This is a genomic window from Enterococcus sp. AZ167, from assembly GCF_051714025.1.
Classification (GTDB): Bacteria; Bacillota; Bacilli; order Lactobacillales; family Enterococcaceae; genus Enterococcus_D; species Enterococcus_D casseliflavus.
On the sequence record NZ_JBIORB010000001.1, the window covers coordinates 275,712 to 299,961 of the forward strand.

28 protein-coding genes and 1 other annotated feature are annotated in these 24,250 nt (G+C 41.0%); of the genes, 15 read left to right on the plus strand and 13 right to left on the minus strand.

From position 1 onward, the window contains the following. Positions 1 to 45 precede the first annotated feature (45 nt). The 3 genes from IGJ05_RS01300 to IGJ05_RS01310 are packed head-to-tail and all read left to right on the plus strand — an operon-like array spanning position 46 to position 3,297. Positions 46 to 978 carry an ABC transporter ATP-binding protein gene (locus IGJ05_RS01300; protein WP_266166352.1) on the plus strand — a complete coding sequence of 311 codons (933 nt, stop codon included), beginning with the start codon at positions 46 to 48 and terminating at the stop codon, positions 976 to 978. A 14-nt stretch (positions 979 to 992) separates the two neighbouring features. Continuing rightward, positions 993 to 2,138 carry an ABC transporter permease gene (locus IGJ05_RS01305; RefSeq protein ID WP_266166353.1) on the plus strand — a complete coding sequence of 382 codons (1,146 nt, stop codon included), beginning with the start codon at positions 993 to 995 and terminating at the stop codon, positions 2,136 to 2,138. Continuing rightward, a complete protein-coding gene (locus IGJ05_RS01310) occupies positions 2,125 to 3,297 on the plus strand; it encodes an ABC transporter permease (protein WP_156235826.1) in 1,173 nt (390 codons plus the stop codon). Before IGJ05_RS01305 ends, IGJ05_RS01310 begins: the two co-directional genes overlap by 14 nt. A 54-nt stretch (positions 3,298 to 3,351) precedes the next feature. Here the strand turns inward: IGJ05_RS01310 and IGJ05_RS01315 are convergent, their stop codons facing one another. The 3 genes from IGJ05_RS01315 to IGJ05_RS01325 form a co-directional block, all read right to left on the minus strand. Then, positions 3,352 to 4,323, minus strand: coding sequence for a diacylglycerol/lipid kinase family protein (locus tag IGJ05_RS01315; protein WP_438724985.1), 972 nt, complete (start codon positions 4,321 to 4,323; stop codon positions 3,352 to 3,354). Positions 4,324 to 4,794: 471 nt separating this feature from the next. Further along, on the minus strand, positions 4,795 to 5,040 hold the full coding sequence (locus tag IGJ05_RS01320; RefSeq protein WP_015509962.1) for a hypothetical protein: 246 nt from the start codon (positions 5,038 to 5,040) through the stop codon (positions 4,795 to 4,797). 16 nt (positions 5,041 to 5,056) lie between these two features. Continuing rightward, complete coding sequence (locus tag IGJ05_RS01325; RefSeq protein ID WP_438724986.1) at positions 5,057 to 5,599, minus strand: hypothetical protein; 543 nt, start codon at positions 5,597 to 5,599, stop codon at positions 5,057 to 5,059. A gap of 368 nt (positions 5,600 to 5,967) precedes the next feature. Between IGJ05_RS01325 and bsh the strand changes: the two genes are divergently transcribed. After that, positions 5,968 to 6,942 carry a choloylglycine hydrolase gene (gene bsh / locus IGJ05_RS01330; RefSeq protein ID WP_266166360.1) on the plus strand — a complete coding sequence of 325 codons (975 nt, stop codon included), beginning with the start codon at positions 5,968 to 5,970 and terminating at the stop codon, positions 6,940 to 6,942. 60 nt (positions 6,943 to 7,002) lie between these two features. Here the strand turns inward: bsh and IGJ05_RS01335 are convergent, their stop codons facing one another. After that, positions 7,003 to 7,530 carry an FUSC family protein gene (locus IGJ05_RS01335; protein ID WP_034858419.1) on the minus strand — a complete coding sequence of 176 codons (528 nt, stop codon included), beginning with the start codon at positions 7,528 to 7,530 and terminating at the stop codon, positions 7,003 to 7,005. A gap of 390 nt (positions 7,531 to 7,920) precedes the next feature. On the opposite strand from IGJ05_RS01335, the gene IGJ05_RS01340 reads away from it, so the two are divergent. Continuing rightward, on the plus strand, positions 7,921 to 8,619 hold the full coding sequence (locus IGJ05_RS01340; RefSeq protein WP_118215482.1) for a sunset domain-containing protein: 699 nt from the start codon (positions 7,921 to 7,923) through the stop codon (positions 8,617 to 8,619). 174 nt (positions 8,620 to 8,793) lie between these two features. Here IGJ05_RS01340 and IGJ05_RS01345 read toward each other — a convergent pair whose 3' ends face one another. After that, positions 8,794 to 9,243, minus strand: coding sequence for a hypothetical protein (locus IGJ05_RS01345; protein ID WP_266166364.1), 450 nt, complete (start codon positions 9,241 to 9,243; stop codon positions 8,794 to 8,796). A gap of 505 nt (positions 9,244 to 9,748) precedes the next feature. On the opposite strand from IGJ05_RS01345, the gene IGJ05_RS01350 reads away from it, so the two are divergent. Then, a complete protein-coding gene (locus IGJ05_RS01350) occupies positions 9,749 to 10,258 on the plus strand; it encodes a QueT transporter family protein (RefSeq protein WP_005229760.1) in 510 nt (169 codons plus the stop codon). Between the two features lie 84 nt (positions 10,259 to 10,342). Here IGJ05_RS01350 and cbpA read toward each other — a convergent pair whose 3' ends face one another. Next, a complete protein-coding gene (gene cbpA / locus IGJ05_RS01355; protein ID WP_005229762.1) occupies positions 10,343 to 10,981 on the minus strand; it encodes a cyclic di-AMP binding protein CbpA in 639 nt (212 codons plus the stop codon). A gap of 155 nt (positions 10,982 to 11,136) precedes the next feature. Between cbpA and rpmG the strand changes: the two genes are divergently transcribed. From rpmG to IGJ05_RS01375, 4 genes are all read left to right on the plus strand, one after another. After that, the gene (rpmG, locus tag IGJ05_RS01360; RefSeq protein ID WP_005229764.1) at positions 11,137 to 11,289 is read left to right on the plus strand and encodes a 50S ribosomal protein L33; all 153 of its coding nucleotides are present in this window, start codon (positions 11,137 to 11,139) and stop codon (positions 11,287 to 11,289) included. A gap of 12 nt (positions 11,290 to 11,301) precedes the next feature. Then, a complete protein-coding gene (gene secE, locus IGJ05_RS01365; protein ID WP_005229766.1) occupies positions 11,302 to 11,472 on the plus strand; it encodes a preprotein translocase subunit SecE in 171 nt (56 codons plus the stop codon). A gap of 118 nt (positions 11,473 to 11,590) precedes the next feature. After that, entirely contained in the window at positions 11,591 to 12,133 is a 543-nt protein-coding gene (gene nusG / locus IGJ05_RS01370; protein WP_005229769.1) for a transcription termination/antitermination protein NusG, read from the plus strand. A 128-nt stretch (positions 12,134 to 12,261) separates the two neighbouring features. Beyond that, entirely contained in the window at positions 12,262 to 13,752 is a 1,491-nt protein-coding gene (locus IGJ05_RS01375; protein WP_010749447.1) for a DUF1576 domain-containing protein, read from the plus strand. 152 nt (positions 13,753 to 13,904) lie between these two features. On the opposite strand, the gene sdaAA is transcribed toward IGJ05_RS01375, so the two are convergent. Next, entirely contained in the window at positions 13,905 to 14,777 is an 873-nt protein-coding gene (gene sdaAA / locus IGJ05_RS01380; protein ID WP_010749448.1) for an L-serine ammonia-lyase, iron-sulfur-dependent, subunit alpha, read from the minus strand. A gap of 14 nt (positions 14,778 to 14,791) precedes the next feature. Beyond that, positions 14,792 to 15,457 carry an L-serine ammonia-lyase, iron-sulfur-dependent subunit beta gene (sdaAB, locus tag IGJ05_RS01385; protein WP_266166365.1) on the minus strand — a complete coding sequence of 222 codons (666 nt, stop codon included), beginning with the start codon at positions 15,455 to 15,457 and terminating at the stop codon, positions 14,792 to 14,794. Between the two features lie 319 nt (positions 15,458 to 15,776). On the opposite strand from sdaAB, the gene rplK reads away from it, so the two are divergent. The 4 genes from rplK to rplL all read left to right on the plus strand — a co-directional run bounded on the left by rplK (position 15,777) and on the right by rplL (position 18,178). After that, positions 15,777 to 16,199, plus strand: a complete 423-nt coding sequence (rplK, locus tag IGJ05_RS01390) for a 50S ribosomal protein L11 (protein WP_005229787.1) — start codon at positions 15,777 to 15,779, stop codon at positions 16,197 to 16,199. A 100-nt stretch (positions 16,200 to 16,299) separates the two neighbouring features. Further along, positions 16,300 to 16,989 (plus strand): 50S ribosomal protein L1, encoded by a 690-nt coding sequence (gene rplA / locus IGJ05_RS01395; protein ID WP_005229790.1) that lies wholly within the window; start codon positions 16,300 to 16,302, stop codon positions 16,987 to 16,989. Positions 16,990 to 17,052: 63 nt separating this feature from the next. Then, positions 17,053 to 17,179, plus strand: a sequence feature (ribosomal protein L10 leader region). A 65-nt stretch (positions 17,180 to 17,244) separates the two neighbouring features. Next, positions 17,245 to 17,745, plus strand: coding sequence for a 50S ribosomal protein L10 (gene rplJ, locus IGJ05_RS01400; RefSeq protein ID WP_016610861.1), 501 nt, complete (start codon positions 17,245 to 17,247; stop codon positions 17,743 to 17,745). Between the two features lie 61 nt (positions 17,746 to 17,806). Beyond that, positions 17,807 to 18,178 (plus strand): 50S ribosomal protein L7/L12, encoded by a 372-nt coding sequence (rplL, locus tag IGJ05_RS01405; protein ID WP_003127081.1) that lies wholly within the window; start codon positions 17,807 to 17,809, stop codon positions 18,176 to 18,178. Between the two features lie 116 nt (positions 18,179 to 18,294). Here the strand turns inward: rplL and IGJ05_RS01410 are convergent, their stop codons facing one another. Together IGJ05_RS01410 and IGJ05_RS01415 are read right to left on the minus strand one after the other, a co-directional pair. After that, the gene (locus IGJ05_RS01410) at positions 18,295 to 18,468 is read right to left on the minus strand and encodes a hypothetical protein (protein ID WP_005231922.1); all 174 of its coding nucleotides are present in this window, start codon (positions 18,466 to 18,468) and stop codon (positions 18,295 to 18,297) included. A gap of 148 nt (positions 18,469 to 18,616) precedes the next feature. Continuing rightward, positions 18,617 to 19,636 (minus strand): branched-chain amino acid aminotransferase, encoded by a 1,020-nt coding sequence (locus tag IGJ05_RS01415; protein ID WP_266166366.1) that lies wholly within the window; start codon positions 19,634 to 19,636, stop codon positions 18,617 to 18,619. Positions 19,637 to 19,846: 210 nt separating this feature from the next. Here IGJ05_RS01415 and IGJ05_RS01420 point away from each other — a divergent pair, with 210 nt between their 5' ends. Continuing rightward, positions 19,847 to 20,815, plus strand: coding sequence for a pyridoxal-phosphate dependent enzyme (locus IGJ05_RS01420; RefSeq protein WP_142968239.1), 969 nt, complete (start codon positions 19,847 to 19,849; stop codon positions 20,813 to 20,815). Between the two features lie 198 nt (positions 20,816 to 21,013). On the opposite strand, the gene IGJ05_RS01425 is transcribed toward IGJ05_RS01420, so the two are convergent. The 3 genes from IGJ05_RS01425 to IGJ05_RS01435 are packed head-to-tail and all read right to left on the minus strand — an operon-like array spanning position 21,014 to position 24,202. Beyond that, positions 21,014 to 21,838 carry a TPM domain-containing protein gene (locus IGJ05_RS01425; RefSeq protein ID WP_266166367.1) on the minus strand — a complete coding sequence of 275 codons (825 nt, stop codon included), beginning with the start codon at positions 21,836 to 21,838 and terminating at the stop codon, positions 21,014 to 21,016. Continuing rightward, positions 21,835 to 22,956 (minus strand): hypothetical protein, encoded by a 1,122-nt coding sequence (locus tag IGJ05_RS01430; protein ID WP_015509952.1) that lies wholly within the window; start codon positions 22,954 to 22,956, stop codon positions 21,835 to 21,837. Before IGJ05_RS01430 ends, IGJ05_RS01425 begins: the two co-directional genes overlap by 4 nt. A 16-nt stretch (positions 22,957 to 22,972) precedes the next feature. Beyond that, positions 22,973 to 24,202, minus strand: coding sequence for an SPFH domain-containing protein (locus IGJ05_RS01435; protein WP_010749514.1), 1,230 nt, complete (start codon positions 24,200 to 24,202; stop codon positions 22,973 to 22,975). Positions 24,203 to 24,250: the final 48 nt, after the last annotated feature.

Genomic DNA, 24,250 nt, shown 5'->3' on the forward strand with positions numbered 1-24,250 from the left:
TTATTATAGTCAGATTAACAAGAAATTTGGAAGGAGTTTTTCATCATGATTATCGAAATTGATAAATTAGTAAAACGCTATGGTGATTTTGTGGCATTGAACCATTTTGATCTGCAAGTTCAAGAAGGAGAAGTTTTAGGATTATTGGGACCAAACGGGAGCGGAAAATCCACCGCCATCAACTGTATGCTCTCTTTGTTAAATTATGACAAAGGGACCATTAAACTGTTTGGATCAATCATGACGCCGGAAAATTATGCCGTCAAGGCAATGATTGGCGTCGTTCCTCAAGATGTTGCCGTCTTTGAAGAACTTAGTGTGCAAGAAAATATCGATAACTTTTGCGGTTTATATGTTGCTGACAAACAGAAACGCCAAGCCTTGATCGAAGAAGTGATTCAATTAGTGGGATTGGAAAATTTTGTGACGTTTCACCCAGGCGAGCTCAGCGGTGGGTTGAAGCGACGATTGAATATCGCCTGCGGGATCGCTCATAAGCCGCGCTTGATCTTTTTAGATGAACCCACGATAGCGGTCGATCCTCAAAGTCGGAACAAAATTTTAGAAAGTATCAAAGAACTGAATCGTCAAGGAGCGACGATTGTTTATACGACCCATTACATGGAAGAGGTGGAGATTCTTTGTGACCAGATCGTGATTATGGATCAAGGACAGGTGATTGCTAAAGGAACCAAAGAATCTCTAAAAGATATGGTACGGACAGCGGATCGTTTGACCATCGATATCCCCTTACTACCTGAGCCTGTATTGACAACGATTCAGCAAACCATTGCTTCTGATGGGATCGCCTATAAAAACGGTCAGCTTGAAGTAACAACGACGGAGCTGAATACAGTTTTATTACCGATTCTGACGCTCTTACAAGCAGAGCATATCACTTATGGAAAAATTGCAACCAAAGAAGCCACCTTGAATGATGTCTTTTTAGAGATCACGGGCAAGGAATTGAGAGACTAAAGGAGGGAATCACAATGTTTTGGCATTTTTATAAATACCGCACAAAAGTATTGCTGCGAAATAAATCCATGCTGTTTTGGACGTTGGCGTTTCCTATCCTCTTAGGTCTAATGTTTATGGCTGCCTTCGGGGAGATCGATCAAGCGGGCAATCTAGAAACGATCACAACGGGGATCGTAAAGACTGGAGATCAAACAGCGCTTTCGGAAAATTTTTCCACCGTCCTTGAACAAGTAAAAATCAATGAAAAACCATTATTTGAACTCGAGGAATTACAAGAGGCAGAGGCAGCTGAGAAGCTGACTGCCGGTGATTTAGCTGGGTATTATCTGATTGATGATGAAACCATTTCTCTGCATGTGGGCCAAGCGGGCATGAGCCAGTCGTTGATGAAAAATGTAATGGATCAATTTTTACAACGCACAGCAATCATTGCTAGTAAAGCGGCAGAACTTGAGAGCCTTGATCTGGCACCAATTCTATCGGCTTTTGAGCAGGAAGCGACTTTTCAAGAAGTGAATGCTGATCGTGACATGAGTGTCAAAAGTTTCTATTTCTTTACGTTGATCGGGATGGCGATCCTCTACGGGACGATGTGGGGTGTCCGCAATGTCCAGGATCAGCAAGCCAATCAATCCGCGAATGGTATTCGGCTTTCCTTGATACCAAGGAAACGGACATTGGTTTCAAGTGCGAATTTAGCGGCAAGTTTTACGATTGTGTTAGTCGAAATCTATCTTATCTTAGCCGTCTTTCGTTTTGTCTATCAAGTAGACTTCGGACAACGTTGGCAGTGGTTACTGCTGGTTGCCGCATTAGGATCATTGTGTGCGATTTTGCTAGGGACATTGATTGGGAATTTGACACCAAAAATGAATTTGGTGCAAAAGGACGGAATTTTGATTTCCGTGACGATGGCAATGAGCTTTTTTGCCGGGATGATGGGCTCGGAACAAATCAAGTATTGGCTTGATCTGCATGTGCCACTGTTGGGGCAAGTGAATCTCGTCAATTTGATCAGTGAAAGCCTGTATCAATTGTACTACTATACAGATTTGACTAGCTTTTATAGCAATCTTCTATGGCTGACTGGCTTTATCGTCCTATTTGCCATCGGGAATGCTTGGATCGAAAGAGGGGTGCGCTATGACGCTTTATAAAACGATTTGGACTTTGCTTAAAGCAAATAAGTCGAACTTACTGATTGGGGTATTGATCACTGTTGTTGTCACATTCTTTTATGCACAAAGCATCGATGTCGAAAACACCTCTTTGCAAGAGGCAAAAATTGCTTTGATCAGTGAGGAGGAGTCGCCTGTCGTGGATGGTCTCCGAGCCTATTTAAAAGAAAAGCAAACCTTGGTCACGTTGGATGGCACCTCGCAAAAAGAAATTGATGATGCGCTTTATTTTAATCGTGTAAACATCGTCTTGCATGTGCCAGCAGATTTCACTCATCAAGTTGAGGCAGGCAAGATGCCGACGATCGAGATTCAAAGTCGACCAGATGCCTTTTCTAAAACAGTCGTCACTCAGCAAGTGAACACTTTTTTACAAACAGTCCTTTTGTTTCAGGAGGAAGGCAAAACCGTCGGATCGGCGATAGAACAAGCGCAATCTGCACTGGCGGTCACAGGGGATGTGAAGCTGAGTGCAGAGTATGGGCAGCGAATGAAAAAACTGTTGACTGGCATGACCTTTAACTTATTGTCTTATGGGCTCTTTCTCTCGGTATTTAGCGGGTTTGGTGTGATCAACTTGGCATTCAATCGCAAAGAAATCAGCAAGCGAAACCAGAGTGCACCACTTCCGAAGCGTGTATTGCAGCGGAAAATCCTTCTAAGTTTGATCAGCTACTCGCTACTCTTGACCTTCGGCTTTCTACTACTGATGGTGTTATTAGTGATTCGCACGTCTTGGGATACAGCAGCCTGGTACCACATTTTGAATACGTTCTTGTTTTTATTGCCAGTTATCAGCTTTTCAGCTTGTGTCACTTCCCTGGTGAAAAACTCAGAAGCAATCGGTGGGATCAGCAATATCTTTATAACAGGAAGTTGTTTTGTCGGTGGCGTCTTTGTATCCGCGAATTTCCTGCCAGATATCGTCAATAAAATTGCAGCGTTTACGCCAACCTATTGGTTTGTACAAAACAATACATTGATCAGTGAAACCCTCACTTATAATCAAGCGTTCACAGAATCTTTTTGGTTCAATGGCTTCGTACTAGTTGCTTTTGCTGCCGTATTTTCAATGCTCCAATTTATTTTGGGAAGAGAAGGAAGCCGTCGTTGGCAATACCACTCGGCGAAAAATTAATGATCGAACGTATAGAAAAACGATACAAATCAGCAGCGATTTGTATCGTTTTTTTTATGGGCACCAGAATAATTGTGAAGCCGTGGTAAAGGTAATATCAAAGGGGCGTTGCCCCATTTCCTCGCCATCTTCTTGTCCATGTTGAGGAACGGTGGAGATGATTCTCAGCTTCGAAGTGGAAAGATGGTGAAAGTAACGTGAATTCATGTGTTTCTTTCGCATCAGTAAGCCGATCAGCCAAAAAATCTTAAAAAGCGACACACGTTCGACAAGAACAAAATCAAACTTTTTCTCTTTGACTGAAGCAGTTGGGGCAATCGCCACACCGCCGCCAAAGTAAGGATGATTGGTCGTGGTACATAAAAAAGCTTTTTTGTAACTGAACTGCTGCCCATTGCACTCAACTAAGATCGGGAAGTCTTTTTGGCGAAACAAAACCCGAATAATCGCAGCGATATAGGAAAAGGAGCCAAGATTAAACTTATTTAGATTGCTTTTTGCCATAGAGTGATTGGTGGTATAGACGATTGCCGCATCAAGACCAATTCCGACATTGTTAAGGGCAATGCCATTTTCTTCTTGGATCTGCTCCTCATAACGGATAATGGTCAATTCTTGAGGTTTAGTAGTACCAGCAATTTTCCAAAATGCTTTTTCTGGTTCCCGCGGCAACTCAATACTCCGAGCAAAATCATTTCCTGAACCAGCAGAGATATAGGCAACGGGGATTTGTTGTTGTTCAAGTTGTAACTCTGATACTACTTGGTGCAACGTTCCATCACCGCCGATAACCACCAATAATGGATAAAGCATCTCGCCATTTTCTAAATAGACCTCATCCCAAGGAATGAGGCGTTCTTTTAAGAGTTTTCGTGTGATCGTTCGTTCATCACCTGGAGACTTTGTTACATGGACTTGATGGGGGAAACGATGTTTTTTTACGATTTTTTGCACACGTTCCACCGCTTTTTTTCCTCGTCCACTGCCTGAGGCAGGGTTCACGAGGAAGTGATAATAATAGTTCATTTTATGAATAGCTCCATATCGTTTTTTCGTTCAATGCGATTAATTATAGCATGTTTCGACAGAAGGAGGGGGGACGATGCCTGAAAAAAAGAGCAAAAAAATAGATTCGACGATTGTGCTTTCTAGGTTCTCAAAGGTTCTTATGTCCACTTTGATCCTCAGGTAACGATGCCCATCGCCGAATCCTATTCAATTAGTAAGGAGTAACTCAAATTCCCACATCCTTTGTCTTTTATTCTAAGTTGACAACAATTCTTTTCTTGCAGAACCTGCTTCGTCTGCTTTACTGGGAATCCTTGCTCCTTACACTTACAGTATAGCAGGTTTTCCTATTTTAGCAATCGCTTACAATATTTGTTTTGTGCTTTTTAGAGAATTTTAAACTTTCTAAATGAAAGGTAAAGAAAAAAAGCAAATCGATGGACAAACGATTTTGCTTTTAAAGTTTACGGCTCGAGCAGCCACGAAAGATTATTTTTTGGGATTTTTCACGAAAGTTAAAAGTAAAATTGGAATCACCAAAAATATAATCGCATTATTGATTATGAGCACATCTGAATTACTAAAATTTAATGGATTATTTTGCCAAGTTTGAATCATAAATCCCAGTAAATTATGAGTGTGAGCAATATAAAACAGAGCAGAAGTGCCTATCACATTTAAAATAATCGCGATAATGCTTAAGATTCGTACCAGTTTGATTAGTACTTTTTTCATCGCATTTCTCCTTTAATTATGGCTGCATTTCTGGTAAATTACCGAAAGCTTCTGTTAGTTTTACAGAGTCCTCCAAAATATCCATATAGATATCGTGATAGGCCCAGCCGTCACCTAAATCAGCAGCTTCAATTGCTTCTGTAGTCGTTTGTAATTCTCTCATCAAATCAGTATAATTGCGCATGATAGAGGTGTAGGCTGTTAAGTCATACGTGTCAGGATTCGCAATATAACCCTCCACTTCTGCAATCATTTCAGCGTACGTATCGGATAATTTTTCAAGTTGTACTTCTAGATCGTCAGCAGACACTTGATTCGCTTCGCTGTCAGTTTCTTCTTCAGAACTTTCACTGATGTCGGCATCAGAATCATCAGTTTCGTCTGAATCATCTATCTCTTCATCATCTTCAGATGGCGCCGTCGTGGTTTCTGTTGTTTGTTGTGAGGATTCGACAGTATCACTTTCCGCGTCTTCACTCGAGCAGCCAGCCATAAATAAGGCCGTTACCAACACAAATCCAAATAGAGTCTTTTTCGTTTGTTTATCCCCTTTGTTCAAAGAAAACTATAATTTCTTTTTATAATTTTCGATGAATTAGTATTTTTGTATTGTAAAAAAAGAACGGTTACCATTCTTTCCTAATACTCTATCTATTTTACATTTAAGCACTTCTTAAATAAAGAAATATTCCGATTTTTAATCATTATTTAACAATGTATACGTTATAATGTTGTTAAAATTGAATAAATTTGCGCTTTCATCGATGGAAGGACTTTCAAGGTAGCTGATTTTTGTTGTTTTGTAGTATTAAAACAATCATAATATATCTAACTATTTTTTTATTAATATTTCTTCCGTTTTACTTGTTAAAAAAATGCGATAGGAGTAAATTAAAGGTGTAAAAACTTATTTTAGGAGGAATTAGGATGTGTACTGCGCTAACGTATGTAACGAAGGATCATTATTTTGGCAGAAATTTTGATTACGATGTTTCTTATAAAGAAGTGGTGACCATTACTCCGAGAAATTATCAATTGAAATTTCGCAAAGTAAGTGAAATAGATCACCATTATGCGATGATCGGGATTGCTGCTGGAGTCGCTGAATACCCACTCTATTATGATGCGGTCAACGAAAAAGGCTTAGGTATCGCTGGTTTGAATTTTCCAGAAAATGCTGTATACAATGAGTTTCAAGAGGGGAAAGAAAATGTCACGCCTTTTGAATTCATCCCATGGATACTAGGACAATGCGCTACCGTGGAAGAGGCAAAAGCCCTGTTGGCGAAGGTTAATCTGGTAAAGATCAATTTTAGTGAAGAACTACCATTATCGCCATTGCATTGGATGATTGCTGATAAAAAGAGCGCCATCGTTGTTGAGAGTATGAGTGATGGTCTTCATATTCATGAAAATCCGGTCGGGGTCTTAACGAATAATCCGCCATTTGACTACCAGTTATTCAATTTGAATAACTACCGTGTGTTATCATCGAAAACACCAGAAACGCATTTTTCTGACAAGCTGGATTTTGATGAGTACAGTCGTGGAATGGGGGGCTTAGGTCTGCCAGGAGATCTTTCTTCGATGTCTCGTTTTGTCAAAGCGGCATTTACCCGATTGAATTCCGTTTCTGGAGAATCTGAATCCGAAAGCATTAGTCAGTTTTTCCATATTCTAGGTTCTGTCGAACAGCAAAAAGGACTATGTGATACTGGAAATGAAAACTATGAATACACGATTTATACTTCTTGCTGCAATACAGACAAAGGGATCTATTACTATCGTACGTATGAAAATAGTCAGATCGTTGCAGTCGATATGAATAAAGAAGATTTGGAAGGCAATGTACCGATCGCTTATCCATTAGTTGAAGACCAACAAGTATTTTTCAGTAATTGATCCATTTTTAAAACCCCATCTCAATGCCGTTTTGAGATGGGGTTCTTTTTCTGCTTTGTTTCAAACCGAATCGCTCTGACTCGGTGTTGTCTTCGTTTGTGCAGTGCGTTTATTGGGAAATGGGAAAAAGCGATTCACCAGTATGGCGATCGTCATGCCTATGAAGCTGTCAATAATCCGATTAAAGGCATACAAGTATGATTCAGTTTGAGGAATCATAAATAAAATCGTCAATAGTGTGGCACAAGCACCAACTGTTCCCTCGGAGTAATCAAATTTGACCAATAAAGCGATCATCAACATGATCACTAAAGGGATCGCAATGATTTGTATAACGGACGAATGTCCGAAAAAGTTAAATATCGCAATACAAAACACAGAAGCGATTGCACCGAAGCTGTTGCCGGCAATCCGATGTTTCCCGTATTTGACGGTGTTTTCATGGTCTTCTCGTAATGTGAAAACAGCTGTGATCGTCGATACAACATACGTTTCACGATTCAAAAGAAAACTAATCAAAATACACAGAAATACACTAATGCCAGTTTTTACATTTCTTAAGCCAAAGGTCAATCCAAATAATTTCAATCATGCCATCCTCTCAAAACAATTTCAACGAAATAGATTATACCATATCGCAAGCACTCATATTTTAGATTTTCTGAAAAATGAACAACGATTCTTTCATCGTGCGTTGAGAGGTAAATTCTACCCGTAGTCGAAAAGCTAGTTTTATCCTATGCACTTATCAACTTTGAGTATTGAAAGGAATACAATAAGTAAACCTAACTTAAAATGAATTGATTTTCGCATTCCTCGTTCAAAGCTCCTTTTCATTTCCATGAGTGATCCTTCTTTTGATTTTTCAGTCCTGTTATCATTTATATAAATTGTTTTGATAAAAAACTATTTATTGTTTATAAAAAGTTTGTTTTTTAGATATTATATTGAGATAATCAAAAATAAGGAGGGGATAAAATGAAAAAAGTTTCTGTATTACTTGTTTTCTTACTTGGTTTTGTTGTTTTTCCAGTGACAGTTTTCGCTGCTTCTTCACCGAGCGTGAGCTATCAAACGAATGTCCAGTCTCAAGGGTGGCAATCATGGAAAACAAACGCTCAGACGTCAGGGACTACAGGAAAAGGGAAGCGACTTGAAGCAATCAAAATAAAAATTACAAACGAAAAATATAAAGGAAGTATTGAATATAAAACATCCATTCAGAAACAAGGATGGGAAAAATCTTTTAGAAAAAATGGTGCGCTATCTGGTACAAGCGGTAAGGGGCAGCGTTTGGAAGCGATCCAAATCAAACTTACCGGTGAGATCGCTAAGTATTATGATGTCTATTATCGAGTCAATGCACAACAATTTGGCTGGATGGGCTGGGCAAAAAACGGGCAGTCCTCAGGAACTTCTGGCTTTGGTTTTCAATTGGAAGCAATTCAGATCAAGCTGGTAAAAAAAGGTGGGAAAGCACCTGGAACGACGAATAATGGCTTTCGAGATGGACTGAAAAAATATGTAGATAAACGGGGCAAAGGGTTGATCAAAGGGTCAAAACAAAAGATTTATCACCTACCGGGCAGTCAATACTATAAGAAAACGACCAGTCCGATTCGTATGTTCAAGACAGAGGTGGAAGCTTACAAAGCGGGCTTTCGACCTGCTAAATAGAGAAGGACTCAGTCAATGTGTACACAATCGGGCACTTGAAACTGGTTCGATCACTATAAAAAATTCCTTCCCCTCAGCGGGAAAGGAGTTTTTTATTCCATAGTATTTTTTGCTAGATATGAGGATTCACAAAGTAAGTTTACTGGCTGCCCGCTTTATAGGCTGATCCTTTTTTTAGCGAGGTTTCAGCACAAAGCTACCATCTTCATCGTTCATTCCTTCAATAAATGTAAAAATAATATTTTTACCATCTCTTTCAAGGAAGAAGTAGGACATCTCAGTTTCATATTCTGGATCTTGCATCACTAGCTGATTGTCTTCAAGGGTATAGTTGTAGGTATACTCGAATTCTTCCCAGACTACCCCATCAAAAGCTACTCCAAGCTCTTCCAGTTCATCATCTTCTTCTGATTGTAGCGAGCTATTATCGGTACCAATAGTAAGATTCGTTTCACTAAATGTGGCTGTCATCACTGCATACTCACCATCATCATCTATCTCAATAAGCCAGTCATTTTTTTGTAAGTCTTCTTTTGTGATATTTTCATTACCATTACCATTTCCACAACCAACAGCTATGACCATCAGAAGGAGAGTTATTAATTTTATCGCTATTTTTTTCATTATTACACCTTTTCTTCCTTTTATTTTTGTTTATATGAGTATATTGTAACATATTTATTGCGTGCCTCGTTAAAGTAAAAAAATATGATTATCCATCACGTGATTTGCGACATCGATTACAAGTGCTTCTCTCCCTTCTTTTTTTAGTTTTGCTATCTGAAAGATCAGCATGACTAGCGGTACTTTTTTATTAGTAAGCGTAGGCTTTGCAAGAGTATTTCTCATTGAGTTTGCTTTCCAAAAGTATGCTTTTATTGGAAGCCAAAAAGAAAAGCTACCCCATGAGCCGTGACTAGCTTGTTTAAGTAGAATAAAGAAGCACTGAATGAATGGCAATCGGTGAGAAACTTGACTTAGAAAAAGCTTTTAAGGTGATTTAGAAAAGGATTTGGCTGGTTTAACATTGATATATGGCTATTAATGTGTATAATAAGTACTTGTGCGAAGCGCACCGCGGTTCATCAACCATCCCGCGTAATCAAAACTCGGAGAAAGTAGGGATCAAATGGAAAAATCAACAAATCTAACCAATCAACGTTTGCGTGTCGTCGCAGCCAATGGGATCATTATGGCACTTTATGTTGCTGTAACGGTTCTGGTCGCACCAGTCGCCTCAGGAGCGATTCAATTCAGAATATCTGAAGGGTTGAATCACTTAGTCGTTTTCAACAGAAAATTGATGTGGGGTGTCGTCGGTGGGGTCGTTGTGTATAACTTGTTCTTTGGAATGGGGATCTTGGATGTCGTATTCGGCGGTTTCGGAAGCTTTTTAGCCTTAGGAGCAACTGCCTTGGTACATAAGAAGATTCCAAATGTTTTCTTAAGACTCGCATTTAATACAATTGTTTTTTCATTAAGCATGTTCCTGATTGCGATTATGCTAAACATCACCTTAGCATTACCTTTCTGGCCAACCTTTGCAACAACGGCATTGAGTGAATTTATCGTGATGACGATCACTGCACCTGTGATGTATATCATCAATCGTGCCGTTCGTTTCGATAAGCGCGTTTAAAAAAAATCTTGTTTTTTGCTTTGATGGTTCTCAAAAAACAAGAAAAAAGATCATTCCTTTCTTTTTTAGGAATGATCTTTTGTTTTATTCTGCTTTTAGGTCTTCGATCTCCACAACTTTGAAATTTTTTGCTTCCAGTTGAGAAACGATCTTGTCGCATAATTCTTTTGATGTGTTCGCTGGTAAAGTGATCATCGTACGACGGATAAATTCATCTTTACCGATATCCAGTGTGATACAGCTGGCAATACTGCTGTATTTTGCGATTATTTTTGCGATGACTGCTAAGTCGCCTTGTTGACCAGTTGATGCGATCGTCAACACATAGCTTCCTTGCTCAACACTCCATGACTGTGACAACATGTTCAACAAAGAACTGTGTGTCAAGATGCCATAAAATTGATTGTTTTCATCTAATACAGCAATATAAGGCAATTCTTTGATCGTAAAGAAAACGTTAAAGAAAGAAGAATTGACATAAATAAATTTGGTCGCATTTTTTAGTAGATAAGTGACTGGCAAAGTCATGTCGCCGCCGTTTGCTTTGTGGCGATAAATGTGCATTTTATAAATATTTCCTCTGAAAATCTTGCCTGATTCATCTAGGATAGGCACACAACGATAACCAGATTCTTCCAAAATTGCCAGCGCTTCTTCTAAAGTAGCTGTTTCTTTTACCGTTGTTAAATCGCGTTTTTTGTAAACCATTGTTTTTAATAACATAATTTTCCCTCCCAAATACCCATTTAACACCATTATCATACCACAAAATTAGAAGAAACTATATTTTTACGACAGAAAATCAAAAATTGACACATTCTTAAATAAATGGTATTTTTAGTGTTGGAAAACTTTATAAAAAGGGGGAGGACACTAAGATGGCAACAAAAAAAGCTGCTTTGGCTTGTTCTGTCTGCGGATCCCGCAACTATTCAAAATCAGTCAGTGAAGGTAAAAAAGGCGAACGCCTTGAAATCAACAAATTTTGCAAGTATTGTAATCAATATACGTTGCATCGTGAAACGAAGTAAGGAGGGAATCAAATGAAATTTTTGAAAAATGTTGTTGAAGAAATGAAAAACGTTTCTTGGCCATCGAAAAAGCAATTACGTAAAGATACCTTTGTGGTGATTCAAACAACCATTATTTTTGCATTGATGTTCTTTGTGATGGACACACTGATTCAAACAGTCTTCAATTGGATCCTAAAGTAAGACTTCTTACTGATAGCGCTAGTCATTTATCGCAAATCATGCTATAATCGCTTTGAGGAAAAACTTCGGTGCAGCTGAGGTTTTTTTATTTTACAAAAAGATGGGGAGTCCGAAAAAAATGGAATCTTTTGAAAAAAATTGGTATGTACTGCATACGTATTCTGGCTATGAAAACAAAGTAAAAGCGAACCTAGAGTCACGTGCACAAAGCATGGGTATGGGTGATTATATTTTCCGTGTCGTCGTTCCCGAAGAAGTAGAAACAGAAGAAAAAAACGGCAAAACCAAAGAAATCGTTCATAAAACATTTCCTGGCTATGTATTAGTTGAAATGGTCATGACGGATGAATCTTGGTACGTTGTACGTAATACTCCTGGGGTAACAGGTTTCGTTGGTTCCCATGGTGCAGGAAGCAAGCCAGCGCCTTTATTACAAGAAGAAATCAATTCAATTTTACGTTCGATCGGTATGAGCACTCGGACAGTTGAACTGGAAGTAGAAATTGGCGAAACCGTCAAAATCATCGAAGGTGCGTTTTCTGGTCTAGAAGGACAAGTAGCAGAAATCGATGAAGAAAAACAAAAACTAAAAGTGAACATCGATATGTTCGGTCGTGAAACGAGTACAGAACTTGATTTTGAGCAAGTAGATAAGATTTAACTACTGGATTCACTAGCAAGAATGACTCTTTTACGGTAAAATAACAGTAATGAGAATAAAGTGGACCAATTCGTTGGCCCACTTTTTTTCTCAAAATCAGTAAGCGCTTTATAAGAGGAAGGGGTCCTATGTCAAAACTAGTCACTTTTTTTAGAGTAAAGTTTCACAATGATTTTCATCCCCATGGTAAAGGGATGATCTCTGTACATAATGGATATAGCTTGTTATTTCTTTTCAATTTGCTGCTATTTTTCTTTGCTATGTTGTTTTTTGATCCAATGGTGGCAATCGAAGAGCTCAAGTTGATTTTGTTTTCGGAAAGTCATTTAGTCACCGATTATATTGCCATGACCTCGGTAGGGACGGCTTTGTTAAATAGCAGTCTGATGACCTTTGTAGCGATCTCGATTTGCTATCACTATCGGGTACCGATCACGGGCGGTGCAGTCTCTGCGATCTTCATGGTGACTGGCTATGGCTTTTTTGGGAAAAATCTCCTGAATTTTATCCCAATATTTTTAGGCGTTCGACTGTATTCGTATTTTATGAACGAACCATTGAAAAAATTTCTGTTGATCGCCCTCTATGGGTCATCGGTTTCCCCAATCGTCAGCTATTTTGCTTTCAATGATTCCTTACCACCATACTTTAGTCTAGTGATGGGGTATGGCATTGGGCTCTTCACCGGTTTTTTGATGGTTCCTATGGCCTTATACTTTCAAGCGCTGTTTCAAAGCGTCAGTCTATACAGTGCGGGATTTACTTCAGGGATGCTATGTACACTGGTCGCTGCCATCTGCCGAATGTTTGGCTTGACGATCGAGCTAAGAACATTAGTATCTCAAGAGCAGCAACCTCGATTGATTTTTATGATGCTAGTTTTAGGTGGGGTATTCGTCGGCTATGGCTTGTTGATGGCGATCAAGAAAAAACGATTGAATATGCGAGCGATTTGGTCGCATAGTGGCAAAATCGAGCGAGATATTTTAAGGGATACTGGCGTTTATAATACGATGATCAATATGGGGTTAATGACATTCTTGTTAGTGGCTTACGTTGTCAGTATTGGTGCGGTTTTAAATGGACCAGTTATCGGTGCGATCTTTTGTGTCATCGGCTTTTCTGCTTGTGGCTCTCATGTGTTTAACTCGCTGCCTTTATTGGCAGGGGTGACAATCGCCAATCTATTGAGCGTATACACCATCAACGAGACGGTTACAGTCACGTCAGCGATTTTTGCGATGATGCTCTGTGCAGTAACAAATGCCTATGGCTGGAAAGGCGGCTTGGTGGTCGGTTTTGTCCACGCCTCAATGGTACTGAATATTGATTTCTTACATGGTGGCTTGAACTTGTATAACAATGGTTTTTCTGGCGGGCTCGTCGCCATGATGATCATTCCCTTATTGGATCTCAGCAAACAGCTCTGGCAAAAATCAGCCGATCAGGCACAAGCTACCCAGGAAGAAAAACCACAAATGGACTTGAAAGCACAAGAAAGCGAGCAGCCATTGGTCACGTTGGATCAAACAGAAGGGAAACCTAAATTTTCCGAGCCTGTGAAGGTATTAAAACCCGTTGCCCAAAAGAAACACTATGGAGTAGGCGAGTGGGAGTAGAAAAACCGCCAATGTCGTTTGTTACTTGTTTAACAAGTGTGGATTACTTGTCTTTTCGTCGCTGGAAATCATGGGAAAATGAAAACCAACCAAGAACAAGCAACGATTGGTTGTTCTTGGTTGGTTTTTATTCGTGTTCGTTTCTAAAAAAATCAACGATTGGCTTCTAAGATTTCTGCCTGCAAGCGTTGGGCAGTCGGTGTCATGGCTAGACCGCCTTCAGCCGTTTCCTTGAAAATGCTAGGCATTTGGCGACCGACTTGATACATCGCTAAGACCACTTCATCAGGTGGGATAACACTTTCGATTCCTGCCAGTGCCATGTCGGCAGAGATAAAGGCTTGGGAAGATCCCAGGGCATTGCGCTTCACGCATGGGACTTCGACTAAGCCCGCGACAGGGTCACAAATCAAGCCCATCATATTTTTGAGGGTGATCGCCACCGCTTGAGCCGCTTGGTGAGGGGTGCCACCTTTTGCACAAACCAAAGCTGCCGCTGCCATTGCGCTAGCAGAACCGATCTCCGCTTGACAACCGCCTTCGGCTCCAGAAATCGAGGCATTGTTGGCAATCACTAGACCAAAGGCGCCGGCTGTAAACAAAAAGTCGACTTGTTGCGCTCGAGTCAGTGCCAAACGTTCACGTACGGCCATCAAGACACCAGAAACAACACCCGCACTACCGGCAGTCGGTGTTGCACAGATCAAGCCCATTTTCGCATTGACTTCGTTGACTGCAATGGCATTTTGGACCGCTTGTAGAATGGTTTCTCCGCTTAAAAAATCACCGGCAGCAAGGTAGTCGTTCATGCGTGTCGCATCGCCGCCGGTCAATCCCGTCACCGATTTTACACCAGCGACACCTTCAGCGACTGATTGTTCCATAACAACTAAATTCTTTTCCATGATTGCAAGGATCTGTTCGCGACTACGGCCAGTATTTTCAGCTTCGATCGCAATCATCATCTCTGCAACGGAAGGATAATTTTTACTCTCTGTTACTAATTCTTCTATTGTATAGAACATGTGCCTTTTCTCCTTTAATCAAAATACGCAGCGCTGTAAACGTGTGGCAAAACTTTGATTTGTTGCGCCAGCTGATCATTGCGCTGATCGACTTCGATGATCATGATTGCTTTATCACCGACAGCTTCTCTTGTTACGGTCATCGTACCGATATTGATTTGAGCCTCTGATAGTAAATTGGTTACTTTTGCAACCATTCCTGGAACATCTTGATGAACGATCACATAAGTTGGCGTACCCAGCGTCAGAGAAATTTTGAAGCCGTTAAGCTCTGAGATTTGAATATTACCACCACCGATCGAGATACCAGTGACAGAAAGTTTGTGGCTACTTTTTGTCAAAATCAACTTGACCATATTTGGATGTTCCGCTTTTTCTTTTTTAGGAACGAATAGGACTTCGATCCCTTTCTCATAAGCGATTTTTAAAGAGTCTGCTAGGCGAGCATCATCTGGCTCCATGCCTAAAAGACCGCCAACTAACGCAATATCGGTTCCATGACCGCGATAGGTTTTGGCAAACGATTCATACAAAAGGATATCAACACTGTCTGGCTGTTCACCAAAAATACTGCGAACGATTTTTCCGATCCGAGCCGCACCGGCTGTATGAGAACTGCTGGGACCCACCATGATGGGACCGATTATATCAAATACACTGCGGTATTTTAATTGTTCCATTTTTTTCACCTCGATAGTAGTAAACGAATAGGGAAGAATTCCAGTAGTAGTGTAGCATAAAAAAATGAGAGAATGAAAAAAGCAGACCAAAAGCAAGAGATTTTTATTTATTTTTTTATCAAAGGAAGGATGAAAAGCGTTGGTGAGTATTTTTTCAAAAAAAAACAGCTGAAAAACCTTGAATTATTCCTTAAAGATGCTATAATATTCCAGTGTGCTTTCGTCACACGTTTTTTGTGTGTGCACATGAATCACCAAAGTGGGAGGAGAAATTTGGATCTCCAATTAACCACATCACGGACTCAAGGAGGTATGTCTCGTGGCAAAAAAAGTAGAAAAAATCGTTAAATTGCAAATTCCTGCAGGTAAAGCAACACCAGCTCCACCGGTAGGTCCTGCGCTAGGTCAAGCGGGTATCAACATCATGGGATTCACTAAAGAATTCAATGCTCGTACAGCTGATCAAGCAGGTTTGATCATTCCAGTAGTGATCTCTGTATACGAAGACCGCTCATTTACTTTCGTTACAAAAACACCACCAGCAGCAGTATTGTTGAAAAAAGCAGCAAACGTTGAAAAAGGTTCAGGCGAACCAAACAAAACAAAAGTTGCAAAAGTTTCACGCGATCAAGTAAAAGAAATCGCTGAATTGAAAATGGAAGACCTAAACGCAGCTGACGTTGAAGCAGCAATGCGCATGGTTGAAGGAACTGCACGAAGCATGGGGATCACTGTAGAATAATTACAGCCCTAAGGAAGTAGCTTCTCAGTCGGCTTCATATTGAAAAATATGGGACACGTGGGAGGTTCTACCGTTATAACCACATCAAGGAGGAAACAAAATGGCTAAAAAAAGCAAAAAAATGCAAGAAGCATTGAAAAAAGTTGATGCTACAAAAGCTTATTCAGTTGAAGAAGCAGTAGCTTTGGCAAAAGAAACAAATATTGCAAAATTCGACGCAACGGTTGAAGTTGCTTACAAATTAAACGTAGACCCTAAAAAAGCGGATCAACAAATCCGTGGCGCGGTTGTATTACCAAACGGTACTGGTAAAACACAAACAGTTTTAGTTTTTGCTAAAGGCGATAAAGCCAAAGAAGCAGAAGCAGCTGGTGCTGATTTCGTTGGTGACGACGATATGGTTCAAAAAATCCAAGGTGGCTGGTTCGATTTTGACGTTGTTGTTGCAACGCCTGACATGATGGCTACTGTTGGTAAATTAGGTCGTGTGTTAGGCCCTAAAGGTTTGATGCCTAACCCTAAAACTGGTACAGTAACAATGGACGTAACAAAAGCAGTTAACGAAGTTAAAGCTGGTAAAGTAACTTACCGTGTTGACAAAGCTGGAAACATCCACGTACCAATCGGAAAAGTTTCATTTGAAGATGACAAATTAATCGAAAACTTCAAAACAATCCATGAAACATTGTTGAAAGCTAAACCTTCAGCAGCAAAAGGTCAATACATGAAAAATATCTCAGTTACAACAACATTTGGACCTGGGATCCATGTAGAACAAGCTTCTTTCTAATTTAATACAAAAATTTAAAACTTTTATTGACTTGACTGCTTTATCTATGGTAAGGTAGTCAAGGTTAAAAGTTTAACTGTACCGAAGACAGTAGGTGGCATTTGCCTTAATTCCCTACCGAGGACGTTTATTGAGAACCTTCAATAGTCCCTCTATGTCTACGGTGGCATAGAGTTTTTTATTGTCTTTTTTTAAGACAAAGGAACCGTTCGTTTCGAAGAAACTCTTCCATCAAAATCAGGAGGTGAAATATAAATGAGTGAAGCAGCTATCGCTAAAAAATCCGCGATCGTTGATGAAGTGAGTGAAAAATTCTCTGCAGCCGCATCTGTAGTCGTTGTTGACTACCGTGGACTAACTGTTGATGAAGTAACTCGCTTACGTAAACAATTGCGTGATGCAAACGTTGAGATGAAAGTTATCAAAAACTCAATTCTTTCTCGTGCTGCTGAAAAAGCTGGTCTAGAAGGTTTAGGTGAAGTATTCACTGGTCCTACTGCCGTAGCATTCAGTAACGAAGACGTTGTTGCACCTGCAAAAATCATTAACGATTTCGCAAAAGACGCAAAAGCTTTAGAAATCAAAGGCGGTATCATCGAAGGCAAAGTTTCTTCATTGGAAGAAATTACTGCATTGGCGAAATTGCCAAACCGCGAAGGACTTCTTTCTATGTTGCTATCTGTGCTACAAGCACCTATCCGCAACGTGGCTTACGCTGTCAAAGCAGTGGCAGAAAAAGAAGAAGATGCAGCATAATTGCCGCATGATTTTTCAGTATTAAAAAACTAAACTACTTACTTAAATGGAGGAAAACAAAATGGCATTGAACATTGAAAACATTGTCGAAGAGCTAAAAGGCGCGACAATCTTAGAATTAAACGATTTAATTAAAGCTATCGAAGAAGAATTTGGCGTATCTGCTGCAGCTCCTGTAGCTGTAGCTGGTGGAGCTGGCGATGCTGGTGCTGCTGAAGAACAAACTGAATTCACTGTAGAATTGACTGCAGCTGGCGATCAAAAAGTTAAAGTTATCAAAGCAGTTCGTGAAGCAACTGGCTTAGGCTTGAAAGAAGCGAAAGCAGTCGTTGACGGAGCTCCTTCAGCAGTTAAAGAAGGCATCTCTAAAGACGAAGCTGAAGCATTGAAAGCAGCTTTAGAAGAAGTTGGCGCTTCAGTAACAGTTAAATAATTTTTCTTAGTGTCAAATCCTTTTGTATGAAGGGATTTGGCGCTTTTTTTTGTAAATGAAATTCCTGCAAAAGGAATAAGCAGCGATCCCCGTTTCTTACTAGCGAGGATCACTGCTTATTTTTTTCGGAATTGTTGGAATAGGAACACAAAAATAAAAAAGAAAAATGCTTCCCACAATGTTGTGGTCCAGCTAAAGCTGCGGTTGATACCAAAAACGAGATTACCGATATTGGAAACCACCAAATACAATGCTGTTGCAAGCAAAGAATAGCCGAGTCGTTTACCCATCATTACGCCTCCCTTTGCTATGATTGTAACAAGTCGAAAGAGTTGTGGCAATCAATTCTCTCCTGATGGAAAGGAATTGGTTGGCGGAAAGAGAATAAAACGAACGATCACAGTGGACCGTTCGTTTTATAATGGTCTATGGGTGTGGCTATTTCAATGGGACATCAAAGATCCAACCTGTTGGGGCCGCAATATCCCCAAATTGAATGCCGGTCAATTGATCATACAATGCTTTTGTTTGTGGACCAACTTCCGTTTCACTATAGAACACATGAAAATCCTCACCGTTTTGGATCCCGCCGATTGGGGAGATAACAGCAGCTGTTCCGCAGGCACCCGCTTCGACAAACCGATCCAGCTCATTGAGATAAACATCGCCTTCAACAGGGGTCAATCCTAATGAGTGTTGCGCTAGATGCAGCAATGAATATTTTGTGATACTTGGCAAAATAGAAGGAGATTTTGGTGTCAAAAATTCATTGTCAGCCGTGATTCCGAAAAAGTTAGCAGAACCGACTTCTTCGATTTTGGTATGCGTTTCTGGATCCAGATAGATGCAGTCGGAAAATTTCCGCTGATGGGCTTCGTATCCAGGCAACAAACTCGCAGCATAATTTCCACCAACTTTGGCTGCGCCAGTACCATTTGGTGCCGCGCGATCATAATCAGAAACAATGAAATTGGTCGGTGTCAATCCGCCCTTAAAGTAAGGACCGACAGGCATACAAAAAACCGTAAAAATATACTCTGGTGCTGGACTGACACCGATGTTTTCTCCGACCCCAATCAATAGAGGACGAATATACAAGGTGGCGCCGCTGCCATAAGGTGGAACATATTCCTGATTTGCTTTTACTACTTGTTTTACCGCATCTAAGAAAAAGTCCTCAGGAACCTCTGGCATGCGCAGGCGATAGGCACTGCGATTCATCCGTTTGCTATTTTCGTCTGGACGGAACAAATTGATGCCGCCATCTTTTCTTCGGTAGGCTTTTAGTCCTTCAAAACATTGTTGTCCATAATGAAGAGCGGTTGATCCCTCGTGGATATGCAGATAATTATCCTCGGTAAGTTCGCCTTCATTCCAAGAACCGTCTTTCCATGTTGCCAAAAAACGCCATGGCGTCTTGATATAAGAAAACCCTAAATTTGACCAATCGATTGTCATTCGTTCACACCCTTTTTTAATTTTTCTAAGTATAGCACTTCAGAAAAGAAATGTCATTATTTTCTGAAAATTCTTCTGTAAGAATAGTTGGTGACATTGACGTGTAAAGGATAGGGAAGTGCTCTTTGCTTGTACGAGTTCCCCAGTTTGTTTTTCTACAAGTTCTGTGCTTCAATGAGAGTATAAAAAAACAAAAAAGGGGGAACGTTTGTGATTGAGGAAGTGTTGACGGACAGTCTGGGGATCGCTGCTGCGTATCGACGATTGAAACCAATCATGATCCATACACCACTTGCACCAAGTAATATTTTAGGCAAAGAAAAAGAGGGCGCGATATTTTTGAAATTAGAAAATCTACAGCGTACCGGCTCCTTTAAAGCGCGGGGGGCGTATAACAAGCTCGCTTCATTGACTGATGCAGAAAAACTTCGCGGTGTCATCGCATGTTCTGCAGGAAATCATGCGCAAGGTGTTGCTCTGGCCGGATCGTTACTGGGGATCAATGTCCGAATCTTTATGCCATTAACGGCTGCTAAAACAAAAATAGAGGCGACAAGAAGCTATGGCGCACAAGTCGTTTTAGCAGGAGAGACGTTTGATGAAACCAAACAACTGACAGTAGACGCCATGAAAGAAAGTGGCGAAGTTTTTGTCTCTCCCTTTGATGATCGTGCAGTAATGGAGGGGCAAGGAACGATTGCGATCGAACTGTTAGAGGATCTTCCAGATGTTGATAATGTCATTATTCCCATCGGCGGTGGTGGGTTGATCGCTGGGATGGCTTTAGCCTTAAAAGAACTTCGTCCAGAAGTCAAAATCATCGGCGTTCAATCCTATGGCGTTTATGGTATGATCGCATCGATCTGGCAGCAAAAGCTGGTAGCTAATCGCCGCAGTAGAACGATTGCCGACGGCTGTGACGTCGCTTTGGCAGGGGAGCTGACCTATGATGTTTTAAAGACCCGTATCGATGAAACGGTCTTAGTTGAAGAATCCGACATCGAACAAGCGATCCATTACTTGGCTTTGAAGGAAAAAGTCATTGCAGAAGGTGCTGGTGCATTAAGTACAGCGGCGATTTTAAGCGGACAGATCGATCATTTACTTCGAGGAAAGAAAACTGTGGCTTTGGTCTCCGGCGGCAATATTGATTTCTCTGTGTTTAAGGAAATGATTTGAATAAAAAGCATACTCAAGTAAAATCGATGAGGTTCATTTAAAATTATCAAAAGGATCTCTATATCTTTAACTGCGATAGGGTCAAAATCATTGTGACGATAGCTAAAGGATCTTCTCGATTCATGGTATGAATAGCAGAAAAAAAAGAGTTCCCGTTTGAAGGAACTCTTTTTTACATTCAAAACAACTATTCAACGATTAGAAACTGCGTCCGCCGCCGCCGAAAGTACCGCCGCCAGAAGAGTGGGTCGTACTGCCGCCTCCGCCGCCAGAAAAACCGCCACCACCGCCGCTTCCGCCATTATTCGAAGGACGGGGGATGCGTCTGGTTGTGACAAAGGAGTTGACTAAGCGATCTTCTTTTTGGGTCAGATCAATACTTGATTTTTCTAGATAGTTAAATTTGTAGCCGCCCATTTTTAATTGGTAACGGGATTTAACAATGATGAAAAAGGCGATACTGATCACTGCTGCGATTGCTAAGCAAATAGCAATTTCTAGTGGCGTCATCACTTTGTAATAAGTAATTTTTCCAGTATCACGATCGATACGATAGTGATCGGCAGGAACACCTGCTTCCACAAAACCAGCCGCTTTTTGCAGATAGACCAATGCCGCTTGGTAATAATTTCCCTCTGCCATCTGGTCAAATACCGCATCAAGTAGCTTGTCTAGACGTGAGTCAGTGAGGTAATCGATCATATTTCCAGAAGTCGAAACGTGAAATTTACGTTGCGACATATCGATCACCAAAGCGGATCCATTGTTGTCGTTGCCGATTCGTCTCGAAAGATATCGATTAGTATACAACTCGATATCTCCCGTGTTGCTGTTCGTTGTTTGAATAAACACTTCGCCTTTGATTTTCGCATTCAGCGCTTCTGCTTCTTCATTCAACTTCTGGATTTCTTGTTCGGTAAAAAGTCCAGCGTGGTCTGCGACTGTCTCTTCGGCTGCAAAGGCGGGCAGGGTGGTGAAGAAAAAGCCAACCAGCAGAAGCAACAAATAAGATAGTTTTTTCATAAGAAATACGCTCCAATCAATGCGAGGATGGTCGTTGCCGCGAAAATTGCGCCACTGACGATTCCCAAGCGTTTGTAACTGATCGGTAAAACACCGCTGACTTTTCCTGTTTGCCCATTCATCGCATAATAAAAGGCACTCTTGTTTTCATCATCGGCTCGATAGGTCACTAGCCATACAGGAAGCAAAACGTAGTTGTTTTCTTCTTTTGTTAGATTGATGGATCGATTGTTGCGTTTAAAACTAGTATAGCCATTGACCGTACCTGCTAGCAGGTTTTCAGCATAACCCGATAATTCGTTTTTGACTTCGTCGGAAAGATCAATGTATTCAATGTCTCTTTTTTCTGCTTGGAAGCCGGCTAAATACTGACTGCGAAAATTAACAGCTTTTTCAAGGGGAAACGGCTGAACGCCAGTTACCATTTTTTGTTGGACGTTTTTTGACAGCGCATGCTTGAGCAATTCATTCACCTTGATTTTTCCTCGTCGCAAGACATCGTATTGTTTGTGTTCAGTATATTCAATATCACCAACGCGCCAAATACGCAAGGAGGTACCCATTCCTGAGAGGGAGCCGTTCATCTCGGCATCGACGACCCAATAAGGGAAGTATACGCCAGTCAATTTCTCTACTTGTGCTTGGTCGAAGAAATCCCGTGGGACGAATTTTTTCTTTTGCGCCCATTCTAAAAACTTTTGCGTTGCTTCTTCTTTTTCGATCGCAAAGGGAAGGACTTTGTTTGGCAAAAATTCTCCCGAAAGCCGTCCAGATAAAACGACCGGGTTATGGCAAAAGTAGCAATAGGTTGCAGCTGTAGTCGCATCCGTCACGATTTCAGCACCGCAGCTGGGGCAGGTGAAAAGGTCCATCTGTCCCGCTTGTGCATTGGCTTGTTGCTGCACTTCTTCTTCAAGGCTCGGCTCCGTCACTGAGGCAGCCGTGGCATCTACAGAAGAATCAGCGGCCATTTGCGCTTCTTTTTGCTTTTCTTCAAAGGCAGTGACTTCGTCTTCAGTAAAAATACTCAGACAAAATGGACAATGAAATTTTTGATCGCCAGGATCAAAGGTTAAAGCGCCCCCGCAATTGGGGCACTTATGTGTGATAACATCCATCAGCAATCCTCCTCAATTAGTCTACTGGGACACCTTTGAAAGGTTTGCCGCAATTCGGACAGAATTTTGGAATGCCGTTGGCTAAATCAATCACTTCACCACAATCGCTGCATTTCATTTTCAGACTTGGTCCATCGCTCGTTGGTTTAGGTGTGCCGCAATTGCTGCAGAATTTACCAGTATTAGATGTGCCGCATTGTGGGCAGTCCCAATGATCTGCGTTGCTTTGTGCAGGTGCTTGTTGCTGCTGCATCTGCTGTTGGTTGTTTTGTGACGCTTGGTTCAAATAACCGCCACCAGCGTTCATCCCCATGCCCATGCCAACAAACCCAGTCGTAGCGCCAGCGGCATTGCTACCGGCAGATTCCATACCACGAGCTACCGAACCTTGAACATAGCCTTCACGAATCGAAGGGTCACCTAACATTGCCCCTTGGTTCCGCATGTTGATCAATTTTACGGAATCATCCGTATAAGAGATGCTTGCGACGGCAACCGAAACGATTTCCATTCCTCGGAGTTCTCGCCAGCTGTCATCAAGAACTGTTCCCATATATTTGCTTAATTCCATGCTCTTAGATGGAACGTAAGAAATTCGTTCGCCATCAGCGGACATTTTGTTGATCGCTGTTTGTAGGGCGGTCAAAAATTCAGCTAAGTACTGCTCGTTGATGTCGTTGATATCGACTTGACTTTTGTTTTTTGGGATCGCATTCGTATAGAACAAAATTGGATCGGTAATTCGTAAGGAATAGTTTCCGTGCGCCCGCAAGAAAAGTTCTGCGTTGTAAAAGTTGTCAAAATAATTCAAAGGCGAGGAAGTACCGAAGCGAATCCCTTTGATTTCTTGTAGATTGATATAAAAAACTTGTTGTTTTTGCGGTGTAACGCCACCAAACTTAAAGCGGTCAAACGTTTCAGAAATCGCATCTTTCAATGAACCGTTTAACATTGAAGGCGCTAATTCGTTTTTCACTGTATAGTAGCCTTCTTCGGCGGTATAATCGATGATTCGCCCGCCATCAACCAATAACATCATCATATTCGGATAGACATGGATCACTGAGCCATCAGTGATGACATCTTCTGTCCCTTTTCTGTTGGAACCGCGTTTGTCATTACGCCGCACTTTGACACCTTTTGTCATTACTGTCGAATCGCTCATATTGTCAGGCTCGATCACCTCTAGCCATTGATCTGCTAATCCGCCGCCAATTGCGCTTGTTGCCGCTTTGATAATACCCATTTTCAGTCCTCCTTTAAATTGTTTTCATCACAATAGATGAACATAGAT

What these genes read in the sequence shown, in the direction of transcription:
- IGJ05_RS01300 (WP_266166352.1), top strand. Translation starts at nt 46, where the DNA reads ATGATTATCGAAATTGATAAATTAGTAAAACGCTATGGTGATTTTGTG.
- IGJ05_RS01305 (WP_266166353.1), top strand. Translation starts at nt 993, where the DNA reads ATGTTTTGGCATTTTTATAAATACCGCACAAAAGTATTGCTGCGAAAT.
- IGJ05_RS01310 (WP_156235826.1), top strand. Translation starts at nt 2,125, where the DNA reads ATGACGCTTTATAAAACGATTTGGACTTTGCTTAAAGCAAATAAGTCG.
- IGJ05_RS01315 (WP_438724985.1), bottom strand. Translation starts at nt 4,323, where the DNA reads ATGAACTATTATTATCACTTCCTCGTGAACCCTGCCTCAGGCAGTGGA.
- IGJ05_RS01320 (WP_015509962.1), bottom strand. Translation starts at nt 5,040, where the DNA reads ATGAAAAAAGTACTAATCAAACTGGTACGAATCTTAAGCATTATCGCG.
- bsh (WP_266166360.1), top strand. Translation starts at nt 5,968, where the DNA reads ATGTGTACTGCGCTAACGTATGTAACGAAGGATCATTATTTTGGCAGA.
- IGJ05_RS01340 (WP_118215482.1), top strand. Translation starts at nt 7,921, where the DNA reads ATGAAAAAAGTTTCTGTATTACTTGTTTTCTTACTTGGTTTTGTTGTT.
- IGJ05_RS01345 (WP_266166364.1), bottom strand. Translation starts at nt 9,243, where the DNA reads ATGAAAAAAATAGCGATAAAATTAATAACTCTCCTTCTGATGGTCATA.
- IGJ05_RS01350 (WP_005229760.1), top strand. Translation starts at nt 9,749, where the DNA reads ATGGAAAAATCAACAAATCTAACCAATCAACGTTTGCGTGTCGTCGCA.
- cbpA (WP_005229762.1), bottom strand. Translation starts at nt 10,981, where the DNA reads ATGTTATTAAAAACAATGGTTTACAAAAAACGCGATTTAACAACGGTA.
- rpmG (WP_005229764.1), top strand. Translation starts at nt 11,137, where the DNA reads ATGGCAACAAAAAAAGCTGCTTTGGCTTGTTCTGTCTGCGGATCCCGC.
- secE (WP_005229766.1), top strand. Translation starts at nt 11,302, where the DNA reads ATGAAATTTTTGAAAAATGTTGTTGAAGAAATGAAAAACGTTTCTTGG.
- nusG (WP_005229769.1), top strand. Translation starts at nt 11,591, where the DNA reads ATGGAATCTTTTGAAAAAAATTGGTATGTACTGCATACGTATTCTGGC.
- IGJ05_RS01375 (WP_010749447.1), top strand. Translation starts at nt 12,262, where the DNA reads ATGTCAAAACTAGTCACTTTTTTTAGAGTAAAGTTTCACAATGATTTT.
- sdaAA (WP_010749448.1), bottom strand. Translation starts at nt 14,777, where the DNA reads ATGTTCTATACAATAGAAGAATTAGTAACAGAGAGTAAAAATTATCCT.
- sdaAB (WP_266166365.1), bottom strand. Translation starts at nt 15,457, where the DNA reads ATGGAACAATTAAAATACCGCAGTGTATTTGATATAATCGGTCCCATC.
- rplA (WP_005229790.1), top strand. Translation starts at nt 16,300, where the DNA reads ATGGCTAAAAAAAGCAAAAAAATGCAAGAAGCATTGAAAAAAGTTGAT.
- rplJ (WP_016610861.1), top strand. Translation starts at nt 17,245, where the DNA reads ATGAGTGAAGCAGCTATCGCTAAAAAATCCGCGATCGTTGATGAAGTG.
- rplL (WP_003127081.1), top strand. Translation starts at nt 17,807, where the DNA reads ATGGCATTGAACATTGAAAACATTGTCGAAGAGCTAAAAGGCGCGACA.
- IGJ05_RS01410 (WP_005231922.1), bottom strand. Translation starts at nt 18,468, where the DNA reads ATGGGTAAACGACTCGGCTATTCTTTGCTTGCAACAGCATTGTATTTG.
- IGJ05_RS01415 (WP_266166366.1), bottom strand. Translation starts at nt 19,636, where the DNA reads ATGACAATCGATTGGTCAAATTTAGGGTTTTCTTATATCAAGACGCCA.
- IGJ05_RS01425 (WP_266166367.1), bottom strand. Translation starts at nt 21,838, where the DNA reads ATGAAAAAACTATCTTATTTGTTGCTTCTGCTGGTTGGCTTTTTCTTC.
- IGJ05_RS01430 (WP_015509952.1), bottom strand. Translation starts at nt 22,956, where the DNA reads ATGGATGTTATCACACATAAGTGCCCCAATTGCGGGGGCGCTTTAACC.
- IGJ05_RS01435 (WP_010749514.1), bottom strand. Translation starts at nt 24,202, where the DNA reads ATGGGTATTATCAAAGCGGCAACAAGCGCAATTGGCGGCGGATTAGCA.